19 protein-coding genes, 2 tRNA genes and 1 pseudogene are annotated in these 25,503 nt (G+C 67.9%); 2 read left to right on the forward strand and 20 right to left on the reverse strand.

Annotated features, from left to right (window positions below; translation table 11 throughout):
- Window positions 1-97 precede the first annotated feature (97 nt).
- On the reverse strand, window positions 98-1,060 hold the full coding sequence (locus WDZ95_RS06920; protein WP_425777225.1) for an AEC family transporter: 963 nt from the start codon (window positions 1,058-1,060) through the stop codon (window positions 98-100).
- Between the two features lie 100 nt (window positions 1,061-1,160).
- Here WDZ95_RS06920 and WDZ95_RS06925 point away from each other — a divergent pair, with 100 nt between their 5' ends.
- Complete coding sequence (locus tag WDZ95_RS06925) at window positions 1,161-3,224, forward strand: ATP-dependent helicase (protein ID WP_425777227.1); 2,064 nt, start codon at window positions 1,161-1,163, stop codon at window positions 3,222-3,224.
- A complete protein-coding gene (locus WDZ95_RS06930; protein ID WP_166229700.1) occupies window positions 3,221-3,679 on the forward strand; it encodes a hypothetical protein in 459 nt (152 codons plus the stop codon). Before WDZ95_RS06925 ends, WDZ95_RS06930 begins: the two co-directional genes overlap by 4 nt.
- A 17-nt stretch (window positions 3,680-3,696) precedes the next feature.
- Here the strand turns inward: WDZ95_RS06930 and gdhA are convergent, their stop codons facing one another.
- The 19 genes and pseudogenes from gdhA to WDZ95_RS07025 form a co-directional block, all read right to left on the reverse strand.
- Window positions 3,697-5,040 (reverse strand): NADP-specific glutamate dehydrogenase, encoded by a 1,344-nt coding sequence (gene gdhA, locus WDZ95_RS06935; RefSeq protein WP_166229698.1) that lies wholly within the window; start codon window positions 5,038-5,040, stop codon window positions 3,697-3,699.
- Window positions 5,041-5,096: 56 nt separating this feature from the next.
- The gene (locus WDZ95_RS06940; protein ID WP_425777229.1) at window positions 5,097-6,143 is read right to left on the reverse strand and encodes an acyltransferase family protein; all 1,047 of its coding nucleotides are present in this window, start codon (window positions 6,141-6,143) and stop codon (window positions 5,097-5,099) included.
- A 106-nt stretch (window positions 6,144-6,249) separates the two neighbouring features.
- A tRNA-Phe gene (locus WDZ95_RS06945) sits at window positions 6,250-6,325 on the reverse strand.
- 37 nt (window positions 6,326-6,362) lie between these two features.
- Window positions 6,363-7,106 (reverse strand): response regulator, encoded by a 744-nt coding sequence (locus WDZ95_RS06950; RefSeq protein WP_425777231.1) that lies wholly within the window; start codon window positions 7,104-7,106, stop codon window positions 6,363-6,365.
- A gap of 27 nt (window positions 7,107-7,133) precedes the next feature.
- Window positions 7,134-9,377, reverse strand: a complete 2,244-nt coding sequence (locus WDZ95_RS06955; RefSeq protein ID WP_425777233.1) for an ATP-binding protein — start codon at window positions 9,375-9,377, stop codon at window positions 7,134-7,136.
- Window positions 9,374-10,000 carry a DUF4390 domain-containing protein gene (locus WDZ95_RS06960; RefSeq protein ID WP_425777235.1) on the reverse strand — a complete coding sequence of 209 codons (627 nt, stop codon included), beginning with the start codon at window positions 9,998-10,000 and terminating at the stop codon, window positions 9,374-9,376. The genes WDZ95_RS06955 and WDZ95_RS06960 overlap by 4 nt, the downstream gene beginning before the upstream one ends.
- A 25-nt stretch (window positions 10,001-10,025) precedes the next feature.
- Entirely contained in the window at window positions 10,026-11,369 is a 1,344-nt protein-coding gene (gene rsmB / locus WDZ95_RS06965) for a 16S rRNA (cytosine(967)-C(5))-methyltransferase RsmB (RefSeq protein ID WP_425777237.1), read from the reverse strand.
- Entirely contained in the window at window positions 11,366-12,391 is a 1,026-nt protein-coding gene (locus WDZ95_RS06970) for a M48 family metalloprotease (RefSeq protein WP_425777239.1), read from the reverse strand. Before WDZ95_RS06970 ends, rsmB begins: the two co-directional genes overlap by 4 nt.
- 25 nt (window positions 12,392-12,416) lie before the next feature.
- Window positions 12,417-13,010 carry a LemA family protein gene (locus WDZ95_RS06975; protein ID WP_425777241.1) on the reverse strand — a complete coding sequence of 198 codons (594 nt, stop codon included), beginning with the start codon at window positions 13,008-13,010 and terminating at the stop codon, window positions 12,417-12,419.
- Window positions 13,011-13,137: 127 nt separating this feature from the next.
- The gene (gene rpoC / locus WDZ95_RS06980) at window positions 13,138-17,352 is read right to left on the reverse strand and encodes a DNA-directed RNA polymerase subunit beta' (protein WP_425777243.1); all 4,215 of its coding nucleotides are present in this window, start codon (window positions 17,350-17,352) and stop codon (window positions 13,138-13,140) included.
- 25 nt (window positions 17,353-17,377) lie between these two features.
- Window positions 17,378-21,496: a DNA-directed RNA polymerase subunit beta gene (gene rpoB, locus WDZ95_RS06985; RefSeq protein WP_425777245.1), complete on the reverse strand. Its 4,119-nt coding sequence runs from the start codon at window positions 21,494-21,496 to the stop codon at window positions 17,378-17,380.
- Window positions 21,497-21,746: 250 nt separating this feature from the next.
- Window positions 21,747-22,124 (reverse strand): 50S ribosomal protein L7/L12, encoded by a 378-nt coding sequence (rplL, locus tag WDZ95_RS06990; protein WP_166229683.1) that lies wholly within the window; start codon window positions 22,122-22,124, stop codon window positions 21,747-21,749.
- A gap of 45 nt (window positions 22,125-22,169) precedes the next feature.
- Window positions 22,170-22,676: a 50S ribosomal protein L10 gene (gene rplJ, locus WDZ95_RS06995; protein ID WP_166229681.1), complete on the reverse strand. Its 507-nt coding sequence runs from the start codon at window positions 22,674-22,676 to the stop codon at window positions 22,170-22,172.
- Between the two features lie 249 nt (window positions 22,677-22,925).
- A complete protein-coding gene (gene rplA / locus WDZ95_RS07000) occupies window positions 22,926-23,621 on the reverse strand; it encodes a 50S ribosomal protein L1 (protein ID WP_166229679.1) in 696 nt (231 codons plus the stop codon).
- Window positions 23,622-24,053, reverse strand: coding sequence for a 50S ribosomal protein L11 (gene rplK / locus WDZ95_RS07005; protein WP_137922451.1), 432 nt, complete (start codon window positions 24,051-24,053; stop codon window positions 23,622-23,624).
- Between the two features lie 110 nt (window positions 24,054-24,163).
- The gene (gene nusG, locus WDZ95_RS07010) at window positions 24,164-24,739 is read right to left on the reverse strand and encodes a transcription termination/antitermination protein NusG (RefSeq protein WP_425777248.1); all 576 of its coding nucleotides are present in this window, start codon (window positions 24,737-24,739) and stop codon (window positions 24,164-24,166) included.
- A 4-nt stretch (window positions 24,740-24,743) separates the two neighbouring features.
- Entirely contained in the window at window positions 24,744-25,124 is a 381-nt protein-coding gene (gene secE / locus WDZ95_RS07015) for a preprotein translocase subunit SecE (RefSeq protein WP_166229675.1), read from the reverse strand.
- Between the two features lie 146 nt (window positions 25,125-25,270).
- Window positions 25,271-25,346: transfer RNA gene (locus WDZ95_RS07020), tRNA-Trp, on the reverse strand.
- 30 nt (window positions 25,347-25,376) lie between these two features.
- Window positions 25,377-25,503 (reverse strand): annotated as a pseudogene (locus WDZ95_RS07025) (elongation factor Tu); the annotation flags it as partial.

The raw sequence follows: 25,503 nt of genomic DNA on the forward strand, positions 1-25,503 counted from the left end.
CGGACTGTAGAGAGGTGGAACGCGGCAGTCCAACCAATTGTCCGGATGAAACCAATAGTCGGCGGCTATTGCCATGCCCCCACCGCAGGGCAGTCGCTCAAGTCAGCCAGGTGACGGCGGCCGAGAACGTGAGGAAGGCCGCCGCGGTGGTGACCAGGATGATGCGCGCGATGCGCCCGTTGTCGGCGCCGAAGCGCTCGGCCAGCAGCGACACGTTGCTCGCGGCGGGCAAGGCCGCCGTGAGCACCATCACCGTGAGCGCGGTCTCGGACAGGCCCAGGCCGAGCCGCTGCGCGAGCAGGCCCATGACCAGCACCAGCAGCGGGTGCACCACCAGCTTGATCACCGACACCGGCAGGTAGTCGGACAAGGGCATGGGGTGGTTGGCCGTCATCTGCGCGCGCGCGAGCACCGCGCCGATGGTGAAGAGCGCCACGGGCGAGGCCGCGTCGGCCAGCAGCCACACCGTTTTCTCGACCGGCCCCGGCAGGCGGAAGGCCCAGGCCGAGGCCAAGCCGCCGAGCGTGATGGCCCAGGGCATGGGGTTGGTGAGCACGCCGCGCAAGGCCTTGCGGCCGGCCGCGAACACGGCCGCACGCCCTTCGCCACCGGCGCCGTCCAGGCGCGAGAGCGCGATGCACAGCGAGGTGGTGACCACCATGTCGACCACCATGGTGAGGATCACCGTGCCGCCCGCGACCGGGCCCAGCAAAGCCACGATCAGGGGCACGCCCATGAAGCCCGAGTTGGGGAAGGCCGCCACCAGCGCGCCCAGCGACGCATCGTTCCAGCGGATGCGCCGGTTGAGCGAGATGGCGATGGTGAAGGCCACGATAAGCAGGCCGCACAGCAGGTAGACCGCGATCACGCGCGCGTCGAGCAGTTGCGCGATCGGCGTCGTCGAGCCCATGCGGAACAGCATGCAGGGCAGCGCGAAGAACAGCACGAAGCCGTTGAGGCCGGGAATGGCCTCGAGCGGCAGCATGCGCCGGCGCGCCGCCACGTAACCGGCGAGCACGAGCGCGAAGAACGGGAAGGTAACCAGCAGAACCTGCAGCACGGGCGGCATTGTGTCAGCCCGAGGTCGCTGCACCAGCCGGCCTGAGCCCTGGGCGACACACCCGCTCGCTATGATCCCGGGCTTTGCCCCGCCGCCTTCCATGTCGTCCGCCGGTCTGAACCTCGCCCAGCTCGAAGCCGTGAACCACCTGGGCGGTCCCTGCCTGGTGCTCGCGGGCGCGGGCTCGGGCAAGACGCGCGTGATCACGCACAAGATCGCGCGCCTGATCCAGGCCGGTCTCGAAGCCAACCGCATCGCGGCCATCACCTTCACCAACAAGGCGGCGGCCGAGATGCGCGAGCGCGCGGGCCACCTGGTGGGCCGCGACGCGCGCAAGGTGCTGATCTGCACCTTCCACGCGCTGGGCGTGCGGCTGCTGCGCGAGGACGGTGCGGCCCTGGGCCTGAAGCCACAGTTCAGCATCCTCGACACCGACGACATCACCAGCCTGCTCAAAGACTGCGGCAGCACCACCGACGCGGCCACCGCGCGCCAGTGGCAGTGGACCATCAGCGCCTGGAAGAGCGCGGGACTCAACGGCGCGGCCGCGCTCGCGCAGGCACGCGACGAGGCCGAGCGCAGCACCGCGCTCATCATGCAGCGCTACGAAGAGCGCCTGGTGGCCTACCAGGCGGTGGACTTCGACGACCTGATCGCGCTGCCGCTCAAGCTGCTGCGCGAGCACGACGCGGTGCGCGAGCGCTGGCAGCAGAAGATGGGCCATGTGCTGGTCGACGAATACCAGGACACCAACGCCACGCAGTACGAACTGCTCAAGCTGCTGGTGGGCGAGCGCGCGCGCTTCACCGCGGTGGGCGACGACGACCAGTCGATCTACGGCTGGCGCGGCGCCACGCTCGACAACCTCAAGCGGCTGCCCCAGGACTACCCGCAGCTCAAGGTCATCAAGCTCGAGCAGAACTACCGCTCCACCAGCGCGATCCTGCGCGCGGCCAACAACGTCATCGGCCCCAACCCCAAGCTGTTTCCCAAGACGCTGTGGAGCGAGCTCGGCGAAGGCGAGCCGGTGCGCGTGGTGGACTGCGACAACGAAGAGCACGAGGCCGAGCGCGCGGTGGCGCGCATCCAGAGCCTGCGCGCGAACTCGGCGCACAAGGAGTGGCGCGACTTCGCCATCCTCTACCGCGCCAACCACCAGGCGCGCGCCTTCGAACAATCGCTGCGCCGCGCGCAGATCCCGTACAAGGTGTCGGGCGGCCAGAGCTTTTTCGACAAGGCCGAAATCCGCGACCTCTGCGCCTGGCTGCGGCTGCTGGTCAACAACGACGACGACCCGGCCTTCCTGCGCTCGGCCACCACGCCCAAACGCGGCATCGGCCACACCACGCTGCAGCAACTGGGCACCTTCGCCACGCAGTACAAGCTCAGCCTGTTCGAGGCGCTGTTCTCGCACTCGCTGCCCAGTGCGGTGTCCAACCGCGCCATCGGCGCGCTGCACGAGTTCGGCCGCCAGGTGAACGAGCTCGAATACCGCGCCCGCCACACCGTGGGCCACGAGGCCGCGCGCGCCTTCCTCAACGAGTGGCTCAAGGACATCGGCTATGAGCAGCACCTCTACGACAACGAGGACAACGAGAAGGTGGCCGCGGCACGCTGGACCAACGTGATGGAGTTCTGCGACTGGGTCGCGGGCCGCTGCGGCGGGCAGATCGAGGACGCGTCCGGCACCAGCACCGAAACCGAGCGCAAGACCCTGCTCGAGGTGGTGCAGACCATCGCGCTGATCTCCACGCTGTCCGAGCGCGAGCAGGACCAGAACGTGGTCACGCTGTCCACGCTGCACGCGTCCAAGGGCCTGGAGTGGCCGCACGTGGTGCTGGTGGGGGTCAACGAAGGCCTGCTGCCGTTCAAGGTCGACGACGACGAGCTGCCCGGCGAGGTGCAGCAGCAGCGCATCCAGGAAGAGCGCCGGCTGATGTACGTGGGCATCACGCGCGCCCAGCGCACGCTCGCGGTGAGCTGGCTCAAGCGCCGCAAGAAGGGCCGCGAGAGCGTGCCCGGCGCCGCGAGCCGCTTCATCGCCGAGATGGCGCTCGACAAGGAAACCGTGAAGGAAGACCCGCGCGAGAAGCTCAAAGCCCTGCGCGCGGAATTCGCGCAGCGCGCCAAGGCCGCGAGCGACACGCAGAAGGCGCAGGCATGAGGCGGCGCACCCTCGCCCTGCTGGCACTGGCCTGGCCGCTGTGGGCCGGCGCGCAGGCCCCGGCCTGCACCGTGCCCGATCACGTGCCCCCGGCCCAGCTCGCCGGCCTGTGGACGCTCACGCTGTGGCCCGAAGGCGCTCAGGAAACGCAGGCGAGCTCGCGCGGCGCCGTGCTGTTCGAGCGCCACCCCGAATACACCGCGGGCGTGCGCGGCGAGCTGCGCCGCAGCGGCGCGGGCAACGACCTGACCGCCGTGGTCTCGGGCGACGTCACCGAGGGCGAGTTCCACCTTGACGAATCCGACGACGGCAAGACCATGAGCGCCGTCTGGGACGGCGTGGCCCAGGACTGCGCGGGCCGGCTCAGCATCACCGGCACGCGCCGGCCGGCCGAAGGCCGGGGCGAGGGCACGGCCCTGCGCTTCCGGCTCGAACGCGCGTCGGGCTGGCGCTGACCGGCCTCAGACGGCCCTCAGACCACGCCCTGCGCGAGCATGGCGTCGGCCACCTTCACGAAGCCCGCGATGTTCGCGCCGTCCACGTAACTCACCGTGCCATCGGCGCGCCGGCCGTGGCGCACGCAGGCCGCGTGGATGCCCTGCATGATCTGCAGCAGGCGGGCGTCGACTTCTTCGCGCGGCCACGACAGGCGCAGCGCGTTCTGGCTCATTTCCAGGCCCGAGGTGGCGACACCGCCCGCGTTGCTGGCCTTGCCGGGCGCGAACAGCACGCCCGCGTCCTCGAAGGCCTTGGCCGCCTCGATGGTCGAAGGCATGTTCGCGCCCTCGGCCACGCACTTCACGCCGTTGCGGATCAGCAGGGCCGCGTCCTGTGCGTCGAGCTCGTTCTGCGTGGCGCAGGGCAGCGCCACGTCGACCGGCACGTGCCAGGGGCGCTTGCCGGCCTCGAAGTGCGCACCGGTGCGCGCGGCGTAGTCGCTCACGCGGCCGAAGTGGTGGTTCTTGACGTCCATGAGCACGGCCAGCTTCTCGGGCGAAAAGCCCTGCTCGTCGACCACCGTGCCACTCGAATCGGACACCGTGACCACCTTGGCGCCCAGGGCCATGGCCTTCTCCACCGCGTACTGCGCCACATTGCCCGAGCCCGACACCGACACGCGCAGGCCCTGGAACGACAGGCCGCGGGTCTTGAGCATCTCGTCGGCGAAGTACACCGTGCCGTAGCCCGTGGCCTCGGGGCGGATCAGCGAGCCCCCGAAGCTCAGGCCCTTGCCGGTGAACACGCAGTCGGCGCGGTTGCTGAGCTTCTTGGTCATGCCGGCCATGTAGCCCACCTCACGGCCACCCACGCCGATGTCGCCCGCGGGCACGTCGGTGTCGGCGCCCACGTGGCGGAACAACTCGGTCACGAAGGCCTGGCAGAAACGCATCACCTCGCCGGGGCTGCGTCCCTTGGGGTCGAAGTCGGCGCCGCCCTTGCCGCCGCCCATGGGCAACGTGGTGAGCGCGTTCTTGAAGGTCTGCTCGAAGGCCAGAAACTTGAGCACCGACAGGTTCACCGAGGGGTGGAAGCGGATGCCGCCTTTGTACGGGCCGATGGCCATGCTGTGCTGGATGCGGTAGCCGCGGTTGACCTGCACGGCGCCGTGGTCGTCGACCCAGGACACGCGGAACATCACCACCCGCTCGGGCTCCACGAGGCGGTCGAGCAGGCCGTGCTCCGCGTACCTGGGGTGGCGCTCGATGAAGGGCCACAGGCTTTCCATCACCTCGGTGACGGCTTGCAGGAACTCGGGCTGGCCGGGGTTGCGCGCGGCAACGTGTTGCAGGAATTGGTGGGCGCTCGCGTACTTCAAGAGATTTCCAAAATGGTGCATGGACAGGAAAAACGCACCATTTTTGCACGCGCGCTTCAGCGGGCCGCGCCCAATGCCGGGGCCCGGCCCCTGAGCATCCAGCGATCGCACAGCCGCTGCACCGCCACGCCGACGCCGATGGACAAAGCCCAGGCGAACGCGCTCCAGGCCAGGGCCGGCCCCACGCCGTGCAGGTCCAGGCGATTCCACAGGCCGCTCACGAGCAGGATGACGGCGAAGTGGCAGACGAAGATGCTGTAGGACATGTCGCTGAGGTGGGCGATGGCGCGGCGCAACGGCGTCGAGACGGCGGTCCAGCGCAGGTGCGCGCCCGCGCACAGCGCCAGGGCCGTGGCCATGGCCAGCAAGGGGCGCGGGCGCGGGTCCCAGGCCGCGTCGACCAGCACCAGGGCCAGCGCGGCCCACCACCAGGCGCGCGCGGGCGGGTGCAGGCGCGCCCAGGCGGCCAGCGCCCCGAGGCCATAGGCCGCGAGGTGGTAGATGGCCCACTCGTCGAGCGCAGGCCGGCGGCTGAACAGCAGCAGCGACAAGGCCGTGGCCACGGCCACCACCGCGGGCGCGACGCGGTTGGCCAGCGGCGCGTCCAGGCGGGCGGTGAACCAGGCGAGCACGGCGAACAGCGCGAACAACTGCAGGTCGATCGCCAGGTACCAGGCACCAGCGGTGAGCGAAGGAATGCCCAGCACGTCCTGCAGGAACAACACATGGGCGATCAGCACGCCCGCCGTGGGCAGGGGCGAGACCCAGTCTTCGTGCGCGAGCTCCTGACCCATGAGCCAGGTGGCCAGCACCACCAGCACCAGGGCCACGAGGAACTGCGGCAGCAGGCGCAGGTAGCGCTGCCACACCAGGGGCAGCGGCGAATGCAGGTGGCGCTGGTGCAGCGAGTGCACGGTGAGGAAGCCGCCCACCACCAGGAAGGGCTGCACGGCCAGCCGGCCCTCCTGGTGGAGGAAGGCCATGAAGCCGGGCCAGGCCGTCGCGAGCCAGTCGGCCATGGGCGCGTACAGCGAGAGGTGGTGCAACACGATGAGTTGCGACGCCACGGCCTTGACCGTGTCGATCAGCAGCGAGCGACCCATGCGAGGACTACAGGAACAACTGGAGGAGGGATGCCGCCGCGTCCACACCCGTTTCCGCGGCACCAAACAAAACGCCCAACCGATGGGCTGGGCGTTCTGAAGATTCTGGTGGCCTGGGGCGGAATCGAACCACCGACACGCGGATTTTCAATCCGCTGCTCTACCAACTGAGCTACCGGGCCTTGGAAAGACAGCGAGTATAGCAGCTCGCGAAGCGCCTCAGCCGAGCTGGCCGCGCTTGGCGCGCGCGAGGTCGACACCGAGCTGCTTGAGCTTGCGGTAGAGGTGGGTGCGTTCGAGGCCGGTCTTCTCGGCCACCCGCGTCATCGAGCCCGACTCTTTGGCCAGGTGGTACTCGAAATAGGCCTTCTCGAATTCGTCGCGGGCTTCGCGCAGCGGGCTGTCGAGGTTGAAGGTCTGTTGCGGTTGCGGGCCCAGCGGCAGGTGGGCCAGGCCGGCGCCGTTGAAGGTCGTTGCGCCATTGAGGCCGACCGCGTGCGCGGACAGGGTCATGGTCATGGCCTCTTCCACCGTGACCTCGCTGCCCGGCAGGCGCTGCGGCGCGAGCAAGGGCGAGGCGGCCACCTTGGGCGGCGGCACGGCCTTGTTCAGGCCCTGGTCGACGGCCTTGAGCAGCTTCTGCAGCGTGATGGGCTTTTCGAGGAAGGCGCTGGCGCCGATGCGCGTGGCCTCGACGGCGGTGTCGATGGTGGCGTGGCCGCTCATCATGATCACGGGCATGGTCAGCAGGCCGGTGCTCGACCACTCCTTGAGCAGCGTGACGCCGTCGGTGTCGGGCATCCAGATGTCGAGCAGCACGAGGTCGGGGCGCAGTTGCTGGCGGATGTTGCGCGCTTGCGCGGCGTTCTCGGCCAGCTCGACGGTATGGCCCTCATCGTTGAGGATTTCGGAAAGCAGATCGCGGATGCCGTGTTCGTCGTCCACCACCAGAATCGTTGCCATGCGTGCGCTTTCCCTCGGGACCTGTTGTCAATTTGCAACTGCGAATGATAGCGACACTTGCGCGCCGATCACGCGTCCATCCGTCATCCGGTTGGCAACGTCCACGCGTCCGCCGTGTTCGTCCATGATCTTCTTGACCACGGCCAGGCCCAGGCCCGTGCCCTTGGCCTTGGTGGTCACGTAGGGCTCGAAGGCGCGCTTGAGGATGTTCTCGGCAAAACCCGGGCCGCTGTCGATCACCACCAGCCGCACCCACTGCCCGCTGTCCGAGCGGCGGGTGCGCAGCAGCACCTCGGCCCCGGCCAGGCCGGCCATGGCGTCCTGCGCGTTCTGCACCAGGTTGTGGATGAGCTGGCGCAGCTGCTGGGCGTCGGCCTTCACCAGGGGCAGGTCGTCGGCGAGTTCGCAGCGCACCGGCACGGCCGCGTGGTCGTACAGGCCCAGGGTGTCGCGCACCGCGGCGTTGAGGTCGAGCGGGGTGAGCTGGGCCGCGGGCAGGCGCGCGTAGTCGCGGAACTCGTTCACCAGGCGCTTCATGGCCTCCACCTGGTCGCCGATGGTGCGCACCGATTTCTGCAGCAGGGCCTGCTCGGTGGGCTGCAGCTTGCCTTCGAGCTTCATGGCCAGGCGCTCGGCCGAGAGCTGGATGGGCGTGAGCGGGTTCTTGATCTCGTGCGCCAGCCGGCGTGCCACCTCGCCCCAGGCCTTGGCGCGCTGCGCCGACACCACCTCGGTCACGTCGTCGAACACCAGCAGTCGCTCGTTGTGCGGCAGCAGTGCGCCGCGCGCGATCAGCGTGATCGTCTGGTCGAACGAGGTCTGGTTGTCGGCGCTGAGCTCGAAGGACTGCAGCCAGTAGCCACCCTCGTGGGGCGTGTCTTCGGCCAGGAAGCGCTCGAACTGCTGCAACACGCCGCTGGCCAGGGCCTCGAGGCCGGGCACTTCGGTGATGGGTTCGCCCAGGTGCACGTTGAGCGGGGCGTGCAGGATGCGCGCGGCGCCGGGGTTGGCGCTCACCAGCCGGCCCTGTTCGTCGAACACCACCACGCCCGCGGTGAGGTTGTCGAGGATGGTCTGCAGGTTTTCGCGCGCGGCGTCGACCTGCGTCATGCTGTGCTGCACCGCCTCGCGCGCGTCGGCCAAGTCCTGCGTCATGTGGGCGAAGGTGCGCGTGAGGCCGGCGAGCTCGTCGCGCGAGGGCAGCGCGGCCTTGGGCGTGAGGTTGCCCGCCGCCACCTCGCGCATGCCCTCGGCCAGCACGATGAGCGGGCGGATCAGCTGGTTGCCCAGCAGCACGGCGAGCAGCACCGCGCCGAACACCGCCAGGCACAGCGCGAGCGTGAGCGTGCCGATGTACATGCTGCGCAGGCCTTCGCGCGCCAGCGCGCGTTCCTGGTACTCGCGGTTGGCGGCCTGCACCGCCAGCGCGTCGATGATCAGCGGCGTGGGCAAGGGCACCACCACCTGCAGAAAGCGCGGCTCGGCATCGAAGCTGAAGCTGGGCGGGTTGACCAGCGCAAGCACCTTCACGCGCGCGTGGTTCGCGGCCAGGGCCGATTGCAGGTCGCCCGCGTCGGCGTCTTCCAGCCCCTCGATCTGGGCCAGCACGCGGTTGCTGCGCACGTTGCGCAAAGTGGCGGCCGACGGTCGTTCGGGCGCGATGTCGAAGCGCGAACTGCCGGCGCTGCCCAGGGGCTGGCCCGCGGCACCGAACAGCACCACATCGGTGGCGCCGAGCTGCTCGCGCACGCGGTCGAGCGCGAGCACGGCGCCGCTGTTGTTCTGGCGCGCGAGGCTGTCGGCGGCCACGCGGGTCTTGTTGGCGGCGTCGGCGGCCAGGGTGTCGAGCGTGGTGCGGCCCAGGTTCAGGCCCGCGGCCAGCGCACTCTCCACGCGCACGTCGAACCAGCTCTCGATGGAGCGCGCCACGAACTGGTACGACACGGTGTAGATCAGCAGGCCCGGCAGGATGCCCACCAGGCCGATGATGGCCGCGAGCTTGACCAGCAGGCGGCTGCCGAACTTGCCGCGCTTGAGGCGCACGAACAGCCGCACCGCGAGCCACAGGATCACCAGCCCCAGGCCGACGGCCGCGGCCACGTTGATGGACACCAGCAGCGCGAAGTTGCGCTCGTAGAAGGCGCTGTTGCGCGTGCCCAGCGTGAGCAGGAACAGCAGCACCATGCCCAGGCCGGTCATGAAGATCAGCCCGGCCACCACCGCCCAGCGCAGGGCCGCGGGCTTGGGGGAATGGGTGTGCAGCGGGTTCACGAATCGGACGCGGTTTCGGCCGTGGGCGCGTTGGGCACCTGCAGTTCCTGGCTGAACTGCATGGACCACTCGGCCTGCGAGCCCAGGCCGATCTGGAACGGCCGCGGCAGCAGGGTCAGGTCGAGGCGGAAGTCGAATTGCACGCGGTGCTCGGCGCCGGGTTCGAGCTGGCCGGCGTCGGCCAGGCGCCAGCGCGAGGCGCGGCCGATCGCGGCCAGCGCCTCTTCCAGGGTGTCGTGGTTCTGGTGCAGCGCGTACTGCAGGCCGGCGCCGCCGGTGCCACCGCCGTTGTCGGTCGACAGGCTCACGCGCCAGAGCCGCGTCAGCGGCTGGTAGGCCAGGCGCAGCACGCGGCGCTGCGCCGCGACGCGGCGGTCGGTCCAGTACCAGCGTTCGCGCAGCACCGTGGCCTCCCACACGAAGTACAGCGGCACGCCCTTGAGCAGCGCGTCCTGCACCGCGCCATGCGGGGTGATGCCGAGCCGGGCGTTGAGGTAGAGGGCTTCGGGGGTGCGCTGCAGCGACAGCTGGCGGACCTCGGGCGGCTGCGACCAGGCCAGGGGCAGGCCGAGCAGCAGGACCAGCGCCAGTGCGCGCCACGCGGCATGCAGCGTGCGTACCACGCCGCCACGGCCGGCTCGGCCGGGTTCAGCGGGCGCGGGCCTTGTCGATGCAGGCGTAATAGAAGCCGTCCGGTCCACGCGATCGATTGTCGTTGAACTCCCCCACCGTATCGGGAAGCCCTGGCAACAGGTGGCCCGGGGCGGGGGCGGAAAGCGCGTCGGTGTGGCGCTGAAGGAACGCTTGCAGCTGCTCGCTGCCCTCGGCGCGGAACACCGAGCAGGTGGCGTACACCAGCCGACCGCCTTCGCGCAGCAGCGGCCAGAGGGCGTCGAGCAGCGCGCGCTGGGTGCGCGCGAGCGTGGCCACGTCGCTGTCGCGGCGCAACCAGCGCACGTCGGGGTGGCGGCGCACGATACCCGAGGCGGTGCACGGCGCGTCGAGCAGGATGGCGTCGAAAGGCCGGCCGTCCCACCAGGTGGGCGGCTGTGCGGCGTCGGCGCAGCGCACCTCGGCCTGCAGGCCCAGGCGCTGCAGGTTGTCGGTGATGCGCTGGCAGCGCTGCGGGTCGACGTCGAGCGCGAGCAGATCGGCGTCGGCGCGTTCGAGCAGGTGCGCGGTCTTGCCGCCGGGCGCGGCGCAGGCGTCGAGCACGCGCGGGCGCGCCCCGGCGGGCAGGCCTTGCAGCAGCAGCGGGGCGGCGAGCTGGGCGGCCTCGTCCTGCACCGAGCAATTGCCGGCGGCGAAGCCGGGCAGCTGCTCCACGGGCAGGGCCCGCGCAAGCTCCAGGCCATCGTCGCCCACCGCGCGGCTGGCCACACCCTGCTGCGCAAGCGCCTGCGCCAGCGCCTCGCGCGTGGTGCGGCGGCGGTTCACGCGCAGGGTCATGGGCCCGGGGTGGTTGTTGGCCGTGAGGATGGCCCGCCAGGCCTCGGGGTGGTCGCGCTGCACGCGTTCGATCCACCAGCGCGGGTGGTTCCACTGCGCCACCGGGTCGCTCGCGACCGCGGCGCGCAAGGCCTCGGTCTCGCGCAGGTAGCGGCGCAGGCAGGCGTTGAGGAAGCCGGCCTGGCGCTGCCAGCGCGGCTCGTGCTGCGCGGCGCGCACCGCCTGGTCGACCACGGTGTGCGCCGCGTAGCGCGCGCCGGGCACGTCGGGTGCGGTCAGCAGCGCCAGCGCCGCGCACATCAGCGCGCGCAGGGGCGGCGGCGGCGCGCGCTCGGCGAGCTGTGCGACCAGGGCCTCGCAGGTGCCGAGCTCGCGCAGTGAGTGAAAGGCCAGCGCCTGCACGCCCGCGCGCAGTGGTGCGGGCACATCGGCCAGTGCGTCGGTGAGCGAGCGGCCCTGGCGCACCGCGAGCACGGCACGGGCCGTGTGCGCGAGCTGCTGGCCCAGGGTGGGGGCTGAGGGGGAAACGGAAGGAGCGCTCATGCGGGGTGGACGGTGGGATCGCCCACGGGCTCGGGCCGCGCGAGCGGCAACGGGCCCATGGGCCGGCCATAGATGCGGCGCACACGCTCGGCCAGCGGCGGGTGCGAATCGAGCCAGCGGTCCAGGCGGCCGGGGGCGTTGCCGACCAGCAGCAGGTGCTGCAGCGGCGCGCCGATGGCGCGCGCTTCAACGCCTTCGCGCTGCTGCGTCATGACCTTGCGCAGCACCCCGCCCAGGCCGTCGCGGCTGCGCGTCCATTGCACGGCGCGCGCGTCGGCGAGGAACTCGCGCTGGCGCGACACCGCGGCCTGCAGCGCATGGCCCGCGACCCAGCCGAGCCAGCCCGCGGCCATCAGGAAGAAACCCATCACGGCCCACAGGAAGCGGCCGCCGCGTTCGTCGGGTTCGAGCAGGCGCTGCCCGAGCCGGTAGACCATTTCGAGGCCGAACACCATGCCGGCGAGGCGCAGGTTCAGCCGGGTGTCACCCTCGCCGATGTGGCCCAGCTCGTGCGCCACCAGGCCTTGCAACTCTTCGCGCGTGAGCTGGTCGAGTGCGCCCTGGGTGACGGCCACGACCGCACCGTCGGCATCCCAGCCGGTGGCGAAGGCGTTGATGGCGGCGTCGCGCGCAACCACCATGGCCACCGGGCGAGGCAGGCCCGAGGCGATGGCGAGTTCGTCCACGATGTTCGCGAAGCGCTGCTCGGCCGGCTCGCCCGAGGGCCTGAGCGCGCGTGCGCCCATGCGTTCGGCCAGCCGCACCGCGCCCTGGTGCTGCAGCTGCGAGGTTTCGAGCCACCAGCCCCCGAGCACGAAGAACAGCGTCATGCCGGTGTTGACGGCCCAGAAGTGGCGCGGGAACCGCAGTGCCCCGGAGAAGAAGAAGCCCCCGCTGAGCCACCAGCCGAGCGCGAGCGCGAGGTTGACCGCGAGCACCAGCAGCAGCACCGTGAGCCCGAAGGCCAGCACCAGGCGCCGGCTGCGCGCGCGGGCCTCGCGTTGGGACTCGAAGAAACGCATCGCGCTCCGGGCCGGCCGCGGCCGCTCAGAACTGCACCCGCACGGGCTGCCGCTCGGCGTCGCTGGTGGTCGATTCGAGCATGGCCTGCGGCGTGAAGCCGAACAGGCGCGCCAGGATCAGCGCCGGGAATTCCTGCACCGCGTCGTTGTAGGCCAGCGTGTGGTCGTTGTAGGCCTGGCGCGCGAAGCCGATGCGGTTCTCGGTGCTCGCGAGCTCTTCGCTGAGCTCGCGCATGGTCGCGTCGGCCTTGAGTTCGGGATAGTCCTCGGTCACGGCCATGAGGCGGCCGAGCGCGCCGCCGAGCAACTGCTCGGCGCCCGACAGCGTGCCCACGACGCCCGCGGCCAGCGGCGCGCCCGCCGCGGCCTGCTCGGCCGTGCGCGCCTGGTTGCGCGCGGCGATCACGGCCTCGAGCGTCTGGGCTTCGTGCGCGAGGTACTTGCGCGCCACTTCCACGAGGTTGGGTACCAGGTCGTGGCGGCGCTTGAGCTGTACGTCGATCTGCGCAAAGGCGTTCGCGATGCCGTTGCGCAGGCGCACCAGCCGGTTGTAGGCCCCGACGGCCCAGAAGCCGATGACCAGCACCAGCACCAGCAAGACCCATTGCGCAACGCTCATCGTTCCCACTCCTCGTGTGTGCGCGCCATGCGCGCGCCGGCGATCTTGCCGCAAGGTCCGGCGCCGCAGAAAGAAAGGCCCCCGGCCTTGCGACCGGGGGCCTTGCCTTGCGGATGAACGCGGCGGATTACTCGGCCGCTTCGCCCGTGGCGGCCGCATCGGCCTGGTCGGCCGCGAGCGACAGTGCGTCGGCTTCGGCGATGGCGCGGCGTTCTTCGTCGTCCATCTTCTCGCGGGCGCGGCGCGCCTCGTGGTAGGCCATGCCGGTGCCCGCGGGGATCAGGCGACCGACGATGACGTTTTCCTTCAGACCACGCAGTTCGTCGCGCTTGCCCATGATGGCCGCTTCGGTCAGCACGCGCGTGGTTTCCTGGAAGGACGCCGCGGAGATGAACGAGTCGGTCGACAGCGAGGCCTTGGTGATACCGAGCAGCACGTTGCTGTAGGTCGCGGGGATCTTGCCGTCGGCGCGCAGGGCGTCGTTGGTGTTGAGGATCTCCGAACGCTCGACCTGCTCGCCGGCGATGTAGGACGAATCGCCCGGGTTCTCGACCACGACGCGGCGCAGCATCTGGCGCACGATCACCTCGATGTGCTTGTCGTTGATCTTCACGCCCTGCAGGCGGTAGACGTCCTGCACCTCATCGACGATGTAGCGCGCGAGCTCTTCCATGCCCAGCAGGCGCAGGATGTCCTGCGGATCGGCGGGGCCGTCGACGATGCTCTCGCCCTTGTTGACCACCTGGCCTTCGTGCACCAGGATGTTCTTCTCTTTCGGGATGAGCTCTTCCCAGACCTTGCCTTCGGGGTCGGTGATCTGCAGGCGGATCTTGCCCTTGGTCTCCTTGCCGAACGACACGGTACCGGTCATTTCCGCGAGGATGCCGGCGTCCTTGGGCGAACGCGCCTCGAACAGCTCGGCCACGCGCGGCAGACCACCCGTGATGTCGCGGGTCTTCTGGCCTTCGACCGGGATGCGGGCCAGCACTTCGCCGGGGCCCACGTCCTGGCCATCGCGCACCTGGATCAGCGCGCCGACCTGGAAGCCGATGGTCACGGCGTGATCGGTGCCGGGGATCTTCACCTCGCTGCCCGAGGCGTCGACCAGCTTCACCTGCGGACGCACCACCTTGGTGGCGCCGCGGCGCTTGGGATCGATCACCACCAGCGTGGACAGACCGGTCACGTCGTCGACCTGCTTGGCGACGGTGAGGCCCTCTTCCACGTTCTCGAACTTCACCGTGCCGGCGAATTCCGTGATGATGGGTCGGGTCAGCGGGTCCCAGTTGGCCAGGATGGTGCCGGCCTTGATCTGCTGGTCGGCCTTGATGGTCAGGATGGCGCCGTACGGCACCTTGTGGCGCTCGCGCTCGCGGCCGTGTTCGTCCTGGATGATGATCTCGCCCGAACGCGCGATCACCACCAGCTCGCCCTTGGAGTTGGTCACGTAGCGCATGGTGGCGTTGAAGCCGATCACGCCGCTGGACTTGGCTTCCACGCTCGAGGCCACCGCCGCACGCGAGGCCGCACCACCGATGTGGAAGGTGCGCATGGTCAGCTGGGTGCCGGGTTCACCGATGGACTGCGCGGCGATCACGCCCACCGCTTCGCCGATGTTGGCCAGGCCGCCGCGGCCGAGGTCGCGGCCGTAGCACTTGGCGCACAGGCCGTAGCGGGTTTCGCAGGTCAGCGCGGTGCGCACCTTCACCTCGTCCACGCCCGCCGCTTCCAGCATGTCGAGCATGTCCTCGTCGAGCATCTCGCCCGCGGGCACGAGCACCGCGCGCGTCTCGGGGTGGATCACCTCTTCGGCCGTGGTGCGGCCGAGCACGCGGTCGCGCAGCGATTCGATGACTTCACCGCCTTCGACGATGGCGCGCATCAGGGTGCCGTTGCTGGTGCCGCAGTCCTGCTGGGTCACCACCAGGTCCTGCGTCACGTCCACGAGACGGCGGGTCAGGTAACCCGAGTTCGCGGTCTTCAGCGCGGTGTCGGCCAGACCCTTTCGCGCACCGTGCGTGGAGATGAAGTACTGCAGCACGTTGAGACCTTCACGGAAGTTCGCCGTGATGGGGGTCTCGATGATGGAGCCGTCGGGCTTGGCCATCAGGCCGCGCATGCCGGCGAGCTGGCGGATCTGCGCCGCGGAACCGCGGGCGCCCGAGTCGGCCATCATGTAGATGGAGTTGAACGACTCCTGGTCCACTTCCTTGCCGCTGCGGTCGGTGGTCTTCTGCTTGGCCAGCTGGGCCATCATGACCTTGGAGATCTCGTCACCGGCCTTGCCCCAGATGTCCACCACCTTGTTGTAGCGCTCGCCGGCGGTCACGAGACCGGAGGCGTACTGCTGGGCGATTTCCTTCACCTCGGACTCGGCGCGCTCGATGATGCCGCTCTTCTCCTTGGGCACCAGCATGTCGTCGACGGCGATCGAGATGCCGGCGCGCGTGGCCAGGCGGAAGCCGTTCTGCAGCAGCTTGTCGGCGAAGACCACGGTCTCCTTGAGGCCGCACTTGCGGAAGCTCGTGTTGATGAGACGCGAGATTTCCTTCTTCTTGAGCGGCTTGTCCAGCACCGAGAAGGGCAGGCCCTTGGGCAGGATCTCGGACAGCAGCGCGCGGCCCACGGTGGTGTCGACCAGCTTGAGGTTGGACACGAACTCGCCCGTGGCCTTGTCCTTGGTCCATTCGACCAGGCGCACGCTCACGCGCGCGGTGAGCTCCACCACGCCGTTGTCGAGCGCGCGTTGCAGCTCGGGCAGGTCGGCGAAGATCATGCCTTCGCCCTTGCCGTTGATCTTCTCGCGGGTGGCGTAGTACAGGCCCAGCACCACGTCCTGCGAGGGCACGATGGAGGGCTCGCCGTTGGCGGGGAACAGCACGTTGTTGGAGGCCAGCATCAGCGTGCGGGCTTCCAGCTGGGCTTCCACCGACAGCGGCACGTGCACGGCCATCTGGTCACCGTCGAAGTCGGCGTTGAAGGCCGCGCAAACGAGCGGGTGCAGCTGGATCGCCTTGCCCTCGATCAGGATGGGCTCGAAGGCCTGGATGCCCAGGCGGTGCAGCGTGGGCGCGCGGTTCAGCAGAACCGGGTGCTCCTTGATGACCTCTTCGAGGATGTCCCACACCACGGGGGTGCCGGCTTCCACTTCCTTCTTCGCGGCCTTGATGGTGGTCGCGATGCCCATGGCTTCGAGGCGCGAGAAGATGAAGGGCTTGAACAGCTCGAGCGCCATCAGCTTGGGCAGGCCGCACTGGTGCAGCTTGAGCGTCGGGCCCACCACGATGACCGAACGGCCCGAGTAGTCGACGCGCTTGCCCAGCAGGTTCTGGCGGAAGCGGCCGCTCTTGCCCTTGATCATGTCGGCCAGCGACTTGAGCGCGCGCTTGTTGGCGCCCGTCATGGCCTTGCCGCGGCGGCCGTTGTCGAGCAGGCTGTCGACGGCTTCCTGCAGCATGCGCTTCTCGTTGCGCGCAATGATCTCGGGCGCCTTGAGTTCGAGCAGGCGCTTGAGACGGCTGTTGCGGTTGATGACGCGGCGGTACAGGTCGTTGAGGTCGGAGGTCGCGAAGCGGCCACCGTCCAGCGGCACCAGCGGACGCAGGTCCGGCGGCAGCACGGGCAGCACGTCGAGCACCATCCACTCGGGCTTGATGCCCGAGCGCTTGAAGGCCTCGATGACCTTGAGGCGCTTGGCGTTCTTCTTGATCTTGAGCTCGGAGCCGGTCAGGTCGTTGCGCAGCTTCTCGATCTCGACGTCGAGATCGATGTTCTCCAGCAGCTCCTTGATGCCCTCGGCGCCCATCTTGGCGACGAACTCGTCACCGTATTCCTTGCGCTTGGCGTCGTAGTCGTCCTCGGACATGATGCTGAACTTCTTCAGCGGGGTCATGCCGGGGTCGGTCACCACGTAGGCTTCGAAGTACAGCACGCGCTCGATGTCGCGCAGCGTCATGTCGAGCACCAGGCCCAGGCGCGAGGGCAGCGACTTCAGGAACCAGATGTGCGCGCAGGGCGCGGCCAGGTCGATGTGACCCATGCGCTCGCGGCGCACCTTGGTCTGCGTGACTTCAACGCCGCACTTCTCGCAGATGACACCGCGGTGCTTGAGGCGCTTGTACTTGCCGCACAGGCACTCGTAGTCCTTGATGGGGCCGAAGATCTTGGCGCAGAACAGGCCGTCGCGCTCGGGCTTGAACGTGCGGTAGTTGATGGTCTCGGGCTTCTTGACTTCACCGAAGGACCAGGAGCGGATTTTTTCCGGCGAGGCCAGGCCGATGCGGATCGCATCGAAATGCTCGTCGGGCGTGAACTGCTTGAACAGGTCGAGCAAGGATTTCATGTGAGCTTTCCTTTACTTCAGTGGATCACGAACGCTCGAGTTCGATGTCGATACCGAGCGAGCGGATCTCTTTGACCAGCACGTTGAACGACTCGGGCATGCCCGCGTCGATGGTGTGCTCGCCCTTGACGATGGACTCGTACACCTTGGTGCGGCCCTGCACGTCGTCGGACTTGACGGTGAGCATCTCTTGCAGGATGTACGAGGCGCCGTAGGCTTCGAGCGCCCACACCTCCATCTCGCCGAAACGCTGGCCACCGAATTGCGCCTTGCCGCCCAGCGGCTGCTGGGTGACGAGCGAGTACGGGCCGGTGGAGCGGGCGTGCATCTTGTCGTCGACCAGGTGGTGCAGCTTCAGGAAGTGCATGTAGCCCACGGTGGTCTTGCGCTCGAAGGCGTCGCCGGTGCGGCCGTCGTAGAGCTGCGCCTGCGTGCGGGTCTCGGTGAGGCCCTTGAGCGCGGCGATGTCGTCCGGGTAGGCCAACTTGAGCATGGCGCGGATCTCGTCTTCCGACGCGCCGTCGAACACGGGCGACGCGAAGGGCACGCCGTGCTGCAGGTTGTCGGCCATCTCGAGCACCTCGGCGTCGGACAGCGCGGAGAAGTCTTCCTTCTTGCCCATCTGGTTGAAGACGGTGTCGAGGTACTGGCGAATTTCCGCGACCTTGGCTTCGCGCTGCAGCATGTCGCCGATGCGCTGGCCCAGGCCCTTGGCGGCCCAGCCCAGGTGCACTTCGAGCACCTGGCCCACGTTCATGCGCGAAGGCACGCCCAGCGGGTTGAGCACCACGTCGGCGGGCGTGCCGTCGGCCATGTAGGGCATGTCTTCCACGGGCACGATCTTGGAGACCACACCCTTGTTGCCGTGACGGCCGGCCATCTTGTCGCCAGGCTGCAGGCGGCGCTTGACGGCCAGGTAAACCTTGACCATCTTGAGCACGCCGGCGGGCAGCTCGTCGCCTTGCGTGAGCTTCTTGCGCTTCTCTTCGAACGCGAGGTCGAAGCTGTGGCGGGTCTGCTCCATCGAGTTCTTGATCGACTCGAGCTGGGCGGCCACGTTCTCGTCCGCGGGGCGGATGTCGAACCAGTGGTACTTCTCGACGTCGGCCAGGTAGGCCTTGTCGATGGTGGTGCCCTTGTTGAGCTTCTTCGGACCGCCGTTGGCGACCTTGCCCACGAGCAGCTTCTCGATGCGGTCGAAGGCGTCGGCCTCGACGATGCGCAGCTGGTCGTTCAGATCGAGGCGGAAGCGCTTGAGCTCGTCGTCGATGATCTGCTGGGCGCGCTTGTCGCGCTGGATGCCTTCGCGGGTGAACACCTGCACGTCGATCACGGTGCCCTGCGAGCCCTGCTCCACGCGCAGCGAGGTGTCCTTCACGTCGGACGCCTTCTCGCCGAAGATGGCGCGCAGCAGCTTCTCTTCGGGCGTGAGCGTGGTCTCGCCCTTGGGCGTGACCTTGCCGACCAGCACGTCGCCGGGCAGCACTTCGGCGCCCACGTAGATGATGCCGGACTCGTCGAGGCGGTTGAGCTGCTGCTCGGCCAGGTTCGGGATGTCGCGGGTGATCTCTTCGGCGCCCAGCTTGGTGTCGCGCGCCATCACCACCAGCTCCTCGATGTGGATGCTGGTGTAGCGGTCGTCGGCCACCACGCGTTCGCTGATGAGGATCGAGTCCTCGAAGTTGTAGCCGTTCCAGGGCATGAAAGCGATCAGCATGTTCTGGCCGATCGAGATCTCGCCGAGGTCGGTGGACGCGCCGTCTGCGATCACGTCACCCTTGGCCAGCTTGTCGCCCTTCTTCACGATGGGGCGCTGGTGGATGTTGGTGTTCTGGTTGGAGCGCTGGTACTTGATGAGGTTGTAGATGTCCACGCCGACCTCGCCGGCCACCGCCTCCTCGTCGTTCACGCGGATCACGATGCGGGTGGCGTCGACGTAGTCGACCACGCCGCCGCGGTTCGCGGTGACCACGGTGCCGGAGTCGACCGCGGCCACGCGCTCGATGCCGGTGCCCACGAAGGGCTTCTCGGGACGCAGCACGGGCACGGCCTGGCGCGACATGTTGGCGCCCATCAGCGCGCGGTTGGCGTCGTCGTGCTCGAGGAAGGGCACGAGCGAGGCGGCCACCGAGACGATCTGCGCCGGCGACACGTCCATGTACTGGATGGTGTCGGGGCCGGTCAGGATCGATTCGCCTTTTTCACGGGCGGACACCAGCTCTTCGGTCAGGCGGCCGTCCTTGTCGAGCACGGCGTTGGCCTGCGCGATCACGTACTTGCCTTCTTCGATGGCCGACAGGTAGTCGATCTGGTTCGTGACCTTGCCGTCGACCACGCGGCGGTACGGCGTTTCGATGAAGCCGTACTCGTTGAGGCGCGCATACAGGGCCAGCGAGTTGATCAGGCCGATGTTCGGACCTTCCGGCGTCTCGATCGGGCACACGCGGCCGTAGTGCGTGACGTGCACGTCGCGCACCTCGAAGCCGGCGCGCTCGCGCGTCAGACCACCCGGGCCCAGGGCCGAGACGCGGCGCTTGTGCGTGATCTCGGCCAGCGGGTTGGTCTGGTCCATGAACTGCGACAACTGCGAGGCGCCGAAGAACTCCTTGAGCGCCGCGGAAATCGGCTTGGAGTTGATCAGGTCGTGCGGCATCAGCGGGTCTTGCTCGGCCTGGCCGAGGCGCTCCTTCACGGCCTTCTCGATGCGCGCGAGGCCGGTGCGGTACTGGTTCTCGGCCAGTTCGCCCACGCAGCGCACGCGGCGGTTGCCCAGGTGGTCGATGTCGTCGACTTCGCCGCGGCCGTTGCGCAGGTCCACGAGGATCTTGACCACGGCCAGGATGTCTTCGTTGGACAGCACCATCGGGCCGGTCGCTTCGTTGCGGCCGACGCGGGCGTTGAATTTCATGCGGCCCACGCGCGACAGGTCGTACGTGTCCGGGTTGTAGAACAGGCGGTGGAACAGGGCCTGCACGGCGTCTTCGGTCGGCGGCTCGCCGGGGCGCATCATGCGGTAGATGGCCACGCGGGCGGCGAACTCGTCCACCGTCTCGTCGATGCGCAGGGTCTGGCTGATGTAGGCGCCCTGGTCGAGTTCGTTGGTGTAGATGCAGGCCAGGTCCTGGATGCCGGCGGCGCGCAGCTTCTTGAGCAGCGCTTCGGTCAGTTCGTCGTTGGCCTTGGCCAGGATCTCGCCGCTGTCGGGGTCAACGATGTTCTTGGCGACCACGCGGCCGATCAGGAAGTCTTCGGGCACGCTGATGTGCGTGGTGCCCGACTGCTCGAGTTCGCGCGTGTGGCGCGCGGTGATGCGCTTGTCTTTCGCGACCACGACCTTGCCCGACTTGTCGGTGATGTCGAAGCGCGCCACCTCACCGCGCAGGCGCTCGGGCACGAAGGCCATCTGCGCGCCGCTGTCCATGATGCGGAAGTGGTCGTTGACGAAGAAGTTGGCCAGGATCGATTCCGGCGTCAGGCCGATGGCCTTGAGCAGGATGGTGACCGGCATCTTGCGGCGGCGGTCGACGCGGAAGAACAGCACGTCCTTGGGGTCGAATTCGAAGTCGAGCCAGGAGCCGCGGTAGGGAATGATGCGGGCCGAGAACAGCAGCTTGCCCGAGCTGTGCGTCTTGCCCTTGTCGTGTTCGAAGAAAACGCCCGGCGAGCGGTGCAGCTGCGAGACGATCACGCGCTCGGTGCCGTTGATGATGAACGAGCCCTTGTCGGTCATCAGGGGCACTTCGCCCATGTAGACCTCTTGCTCCTTCACCTCTTTGACCACCTTCGATTGCGGGGTGGACGACTCGCGGTCGTAGATGATGAGCTGCACACGCGCGCGCACGGCCGACGCGAAGGTCAGGCCGCGGGTCTGGCACTCGCGCACGTCGAACGCGGGCTTGGCCAGGTTGTACTCGACGAACTTCATCTCGACGAAGCCGTTGTGCGAGACGATGGGGAACGCCGAGGTGAACGCGGCCTGCAGACCTTCGTTGGTGCGCTGCTTGGGCGGCGTGTCGGCCTGCAGGAAGGCGGTGTACGCATCCTTCTGCATCTGCAGCAGGTAAGGAATGGTCAGCACGTTCTCGCGCGTGCCGAAACTTTTCCGGATGCGCTTGCGTTCGGTGTACGAGTAATTCGATGCCATGAGATCTCCGGGCTTGAGGTCTTGGCGACTGTCGGTCAGCGGCGCGCTGCGCTGACGAGCTTGGTGGCTGGCCTCTACCAACCGATGGCGGACGGCCCGCGCATTGCACGCGGGCCCGAACCAAGTGGTCTTCTGCAGTCGGGGTCAGAAGACACTTGAAAACCGGCGCGGGGGTGGTTTTCAGGTGTGCTCTGAAAGCACACAAGGCTGGAGGCCCTTTCGAGCACTCCAGCCTGCGGGGTCGAGCGGATTACTTGAGCTCGGCCTTGGCGCCGGCTTCCACCAGCTTCTTCACGGCGGCTTCGGCGTCGGCCTTGGCAATGCCTTCTTTCACGTTCTTGGGCGCGCCGTCGACCAGGTCTTTGGCTTCTTTCAGGCCCAGACCGGTGATTTCGCGCACGGCCTTGATGACGGACACCTTGTTGGCGCCGGCGTCGGTCAGCACGACGTTGAATTCGGTCTTCTCTTCAGCGGCGGCGGCAGCGGCGCCACCACCGGCGGCGGCCGGAGCGGCCATGGCCGCGGCGCTCACGCCGAACTTCTCTTCGATGGCTTTCACCAGGTCGTTGAGTTCCATGACCGACATGCTGTCCAGGGCGGTCAGAAATGCGTCTTTATCGAATGCCATTTGGGTTTCCTATCAATCGGTTGAATGGGGGGACACTGCGCGCGCTCAGGCGGCAGCGGTTTCGCCTTCGCCTTTTTTCGCGGCCAGCGCGCCGAGGACCACCGCGGTGCGGGAGATCGGCGATTTGAGCAGGCCACAAAGCTGCGCGAGCAGGACCTCTTTCGAGGGGATGCTGGCGAGCTGCTTCACACCTTCGACGTCCAGCGCCTTGCCCGCGTAGACACCGCCGCGAATGACCAGCTTGTCGTTGGTCTTCGCGAACTCGGCCACCACCTTGGCGGCGGCCACAGCGTCTTCGGAGAAGCCGTAGACCAGCGGACCGGTCATCTTGTCGGCCACGACCTCGAACGGGCTGCCGGCGACCGCACGGCGGGCCAGGGTGTTTTTCAACACGCTCAGGCTCACGCCGCTGTTGCGGGCGGTCACACGCAGCTTGTCCATGGAAGCGACCGTGATGCCGCGGTATTCCGCGATCACGAGGGTTTGAGCTTTGGCGGCGAGGCCGGTCACTTCGGTGATGACCGCTTCTTTCTCACTGCGATTCAGACTCAAGGTTCACTCCTTCAATGTGCGGGGGTGTTGCCACCCTTCACACGCCTCATTGCAGCGATCAACCGATGTCCGAAACCCTGGGATTTCTTTCAGCGGCGGGATCGCCATCTGCGTTGGCCCCCGGTGGGGAATTAAGTGGGCCCGTGAAGGCCCACGCCAACGGTCTTGGATGGCCCCGGGGCCGGCGTTGCCGCCCGCTCCGGACCCACCACACCCGGGCGGCCGAGGCCGCCCGAATTCTTCAAACCATCAGGCCGACAGCGTCTGGGTGTCCACGCGGACACCCACACCCATGGTCGACGAGACGGCCAGCTTGCGCAGGTACACGCCCTTGCTGGTGGCCGGCTTGGCCTTGTTCAGGGCGTCGATCAGCGCCAGCAGGTTGCCCTGCAGCTTGGCGGCGTCGAACGAACGGCGGCCAATGGTGCCGTGGATGATGCCGGCCTTGTCGACGCGGAACTGCACCTGACCGGCCTTGGCGTTCTTCACCGCGGTGGCCACGTCGGGCGTCACGGTGCCGACCTTGGGGTTGGGCATCAGGCCGCGAGGACCGAGCACCTGACCCAGGGTACCGACCACGCGCATCGCGTCGGGCGAGGCGATGACCACGTCGAAATCGATGTTGCCGGCCTTCACCGAAGCGGCGAGGTCGTCCATGCCGACGATGTCGGCACCGGCGGCCTTGGCTTCTTCGGCCTTGGCGCCCTGGGCGAACACCGCCACGCGCTTGGTCTTGCCGGTGCCGTTGGGCATCACGACGGCGCCGCGCACCACCTGGTCGGATTTCTTGGCGTCCACGCCGAGCTGGATCGAGACGTCGATCGACTCATCGAACTTGGCGGTGGCGAATTCCTGAACGATCTTCAGGGCGTCGGTCAGGGGGTACAGCTTGTTGCTGTCGACCTTGCCTTCGGACAGTTTCTGCTTTTTGGTGAGCTTGGCCATTTACACGCCCTCCACGATCACGCCCATCGAACGGGCCGAACCGGCGATCGTGCGCACAGCGGCGTCCACGTCGGCAGCGGTCATGTCCTTCATCTTGGTCTTGGCGATTTCCTCGAGCTGGGCCCGGGTGATCTTGCCGACCTTGTTCTTGTTGGGCACCGAAGAGCCCTTGTCGAGCTTGATGGCCTTCTTGATCAGGGTCGTCGCCGGCGGCGTCTTGATGATGAAGGTGAAGCTCTTGTCCGCGAAGGCCGTGATCACCACGGGCAGCGGCAGACCGGGCTCGACGCCCTGGGTCTGGGCGTTGAACGCCTTGCAGAACTCCATGATGTTCAGACCGCGCTGACCCAGCGCCGGACCGATCGGGGGAGAGGGGTTGGCCTTACCAGCTGGCACCTGCAGCTTGATGAAGCCGACGATTTTCTTCGCCATGTTTCAGCTCCTGCGAGTTCAAACGGTGGGTATCAGCCACCTCCTCGCGCTTGGGGACCCGGAAAAATCAAGGCGCTCGCGTCGGGCCGACCCGCGAACGCCGGAAACGATCAGGTCTTTTCGACCTGGCTGAATTCGAGCTCGACCGGCGTGGCGCGACCGAAGATGGTCACCGACACGCGCATCTTGTTCTTCTCGTAGTTGACTTCTTCGACCGTGCCGTTGAAGTCGGTGAAGGGGCCTTCCTTGACGCGCACGTACTCGCCCACCACGAACTCCACCTTGTGGCGCGGCTTGTCGGTGCCTTCCTGCATCTGGCTGACGATCTTCTGAACGTCCTCTTCCGAGATGGGCACGGGGCGGTTCTTGGCACCGCCGACGAAGCCGGTCACCTTGTTGGTGTGCTTGATCAGGTGCCAGGTGTCGTCGTCCATCACCATTTCCACCAGCACGTAGCCGGGGAAGAACTTGCGTTCGGTGGTGCGCTTCTGGCCGTTCTTGACCTCGACCACCTCTTCGGTGGGCACGAGGATGCGGCCGAACTTGTCCTGCATGCCGGCGCGGTTGATGCGCTCGATGATGTTGCGCTCGGCGGCCTTCTCCATGCCCGAATAGGCATGCACCACATACCAGCGCATGCCTTCGGCGGGGGCCAACTGGGCCGCGGACGTCTGTTGTTCGGTCATTGGGTCATCTCCAGCGCAGGATCAGGTCGTAGAAGACCCATTCCAGCGTTTTGTCGGTCAGCCACAGGAAGATCGCCATCACCACCACGAAGACGAACACGTAGGCGGTCATCTGCATGGCTTCCTTGCGGGCCGGCCACACCACCTTCTTGACCTCTTTCCACGAGTCGCGGCCGAAAGCGATCAGCTGCTTGCCCGACTCGGACACCGCGAACACCGCGATGCCCGCGGCCAGCGCGACGATCAGCGCGCCCCACTGGGCCAACGCGCCGCGGCCACCCAGCAGGTAGAAGGCCACGAAACCGCCCAGCACCAACGCCACGGCCAAGCCCAGCTTGGCTTTGTCGGCGCCAGAAGAAACGGTTTGAACGTCGGAGGAGGCCATGAGATTCAGACGATGGTTGTTCGGACCGCGGGGTGCGCACCCCGGGGGCATGAGACACGCAAGCCCACCAGAGGTCTCAGCGACTTCGGTGGGCTTGTGATCCACGAAACAGGTGATCGGATCGGACGGATGCGGTTCCTGTCAGGTGGCAGGGGCAGAGGGAATCGAACCCCCAACCTTCGGTTTTGGAGACCGACGCTCTGCCAATTGAGCTATACCCCTACGCGGCTGTTGCCCTGGTTGCCCAGGCGATTACTCGATGATCTTGGCCACGACGCCGGCGCCGACGGTGCGGCCGCCTTCGCGGATGGCAAAGCGCAGGCCTTCTTCCATGGCGATGGGCGCGATCAGCTTGACGGTGATCGACACGTTGTCGCCA

Origin of the sequence: Hydrogenophaga sp. T2 (genome assembly GCF_049843535.1) — a bacterium.
In the GTDB taxonomy this organism is placed as follows: domain Bacteria; phylum Pseudomonadota; class Gammaproteobacteria; order Burkholderiales; family Burkholderiaceae_C; genus Hydrogenophaga; species Hydrogenophaga crocea.

What these genes read in the sequence shown, in the direction of transcription:
- secE (WP_166229675.1), bottom strand. Translation starts at nt 25,124, where the DNA reads ATGGCCTCCTCCGACGTTCAAACCGTTTCTTCTGGCGCCGACAAAGCC.
- WDZ95_RS06925 (WP_425777227.1), top strand. Translation starts at nt 1,161, where the DNA reads ATGTCGTCCGCCGGTCTGAACCTCGCCCAGCTCGAAGCCGTGAACCAC.
- rpoB (WP_425777245.1), bottom strand. Translation starts at nt 21,496, where the DNA reads ATGGCATCGAATTACTCGTACACCGAACGCAAGCGCATCCGGAAAAGT.
- WDZ95_RS06940 (WP_425777229.1), bottom strand. Translation starts at nt 6,143, where the DNA reads ATGGGTCGCTCGCTGCTGATCGACACGGTCAAGGCCGTGGCGTCGCAA.
- WDZ95_RS06930 (WP_166229700.1), top strand. Translation starts at nt 3,221, where the DNA reads ATGAGGCGGCGCACCCTCGCCCTGCTGGCACTGGCCTGGCCGCTGTGG.
- rplK (WP_137922451.1), bottom strand. Translation starts at nt 24,053, where the DNA reads ATGGCGAAGAAAATCGTCGGCTTCATCAAGCTGCAGGTGCCAGCTGGT.
- rplA (WP_166229679.1), bottom strand. Translation starts at nt 23,621, where the DNA reads ATGGCCAAGCTCACCAAAAAGCAGAAACTGTCCGAAGGCAAGGTCGAC.
- WDZ95_RS06970 (WP_425777239.1), bottom strand. Translation starts at nt 12,391, where the DNA reads ATGCGTTTCTTCGAGTCCCAACGCGAGGCCCGCGCGCGCAGCCGGCGC.
- WDZ95_RS06950 (WP_425777231.1), bottom strand. Translation starts at nt 7,106, where the DNA reads ATGGCAACGATTCTGGTGGTGGACGACGAACACGGCATCCGCGATCTG.
- nusG (WP_425777248.1), bottom strand. Translation starts at nt 24,739, where the DNA reads ATGACCGAACAACAGACGTCCGCGGCCCAGTTGGCCCCCGCCGAAGGC.
- rpoC (WP_425777243.1), bottom strand. Translation starts at nt 17,352, where the DNA reads ATGAAATCCTTGCTCGACCTGTTCAAGCAGTTCACGCCCGACGAGCAT.
- WDZ95_RS06975 (WP_425777241.1), bottom strand. Translation starts at nt 13,010, where the DNA reads ATGAGCGTTGCGCAATGGGTCTTGCTGGTGCTGGTGCTGGTCATCGGC.
- rplL (WP_166229683.1), bottom strand. Translation starts at nt 22,124, where the DNA reads ATGGCATTCGATAAAGACGCATTTCTGACCGCCCTGGACAGCATGTCG.
- rsmB (WP_425777237.1), bottom strand. Translation starts at nt 11,369, where the DNA reads ATGAGCGCTCCTTCCGTTTCCCCCTCAGCCCCCACCCTGGGCCAGCAG.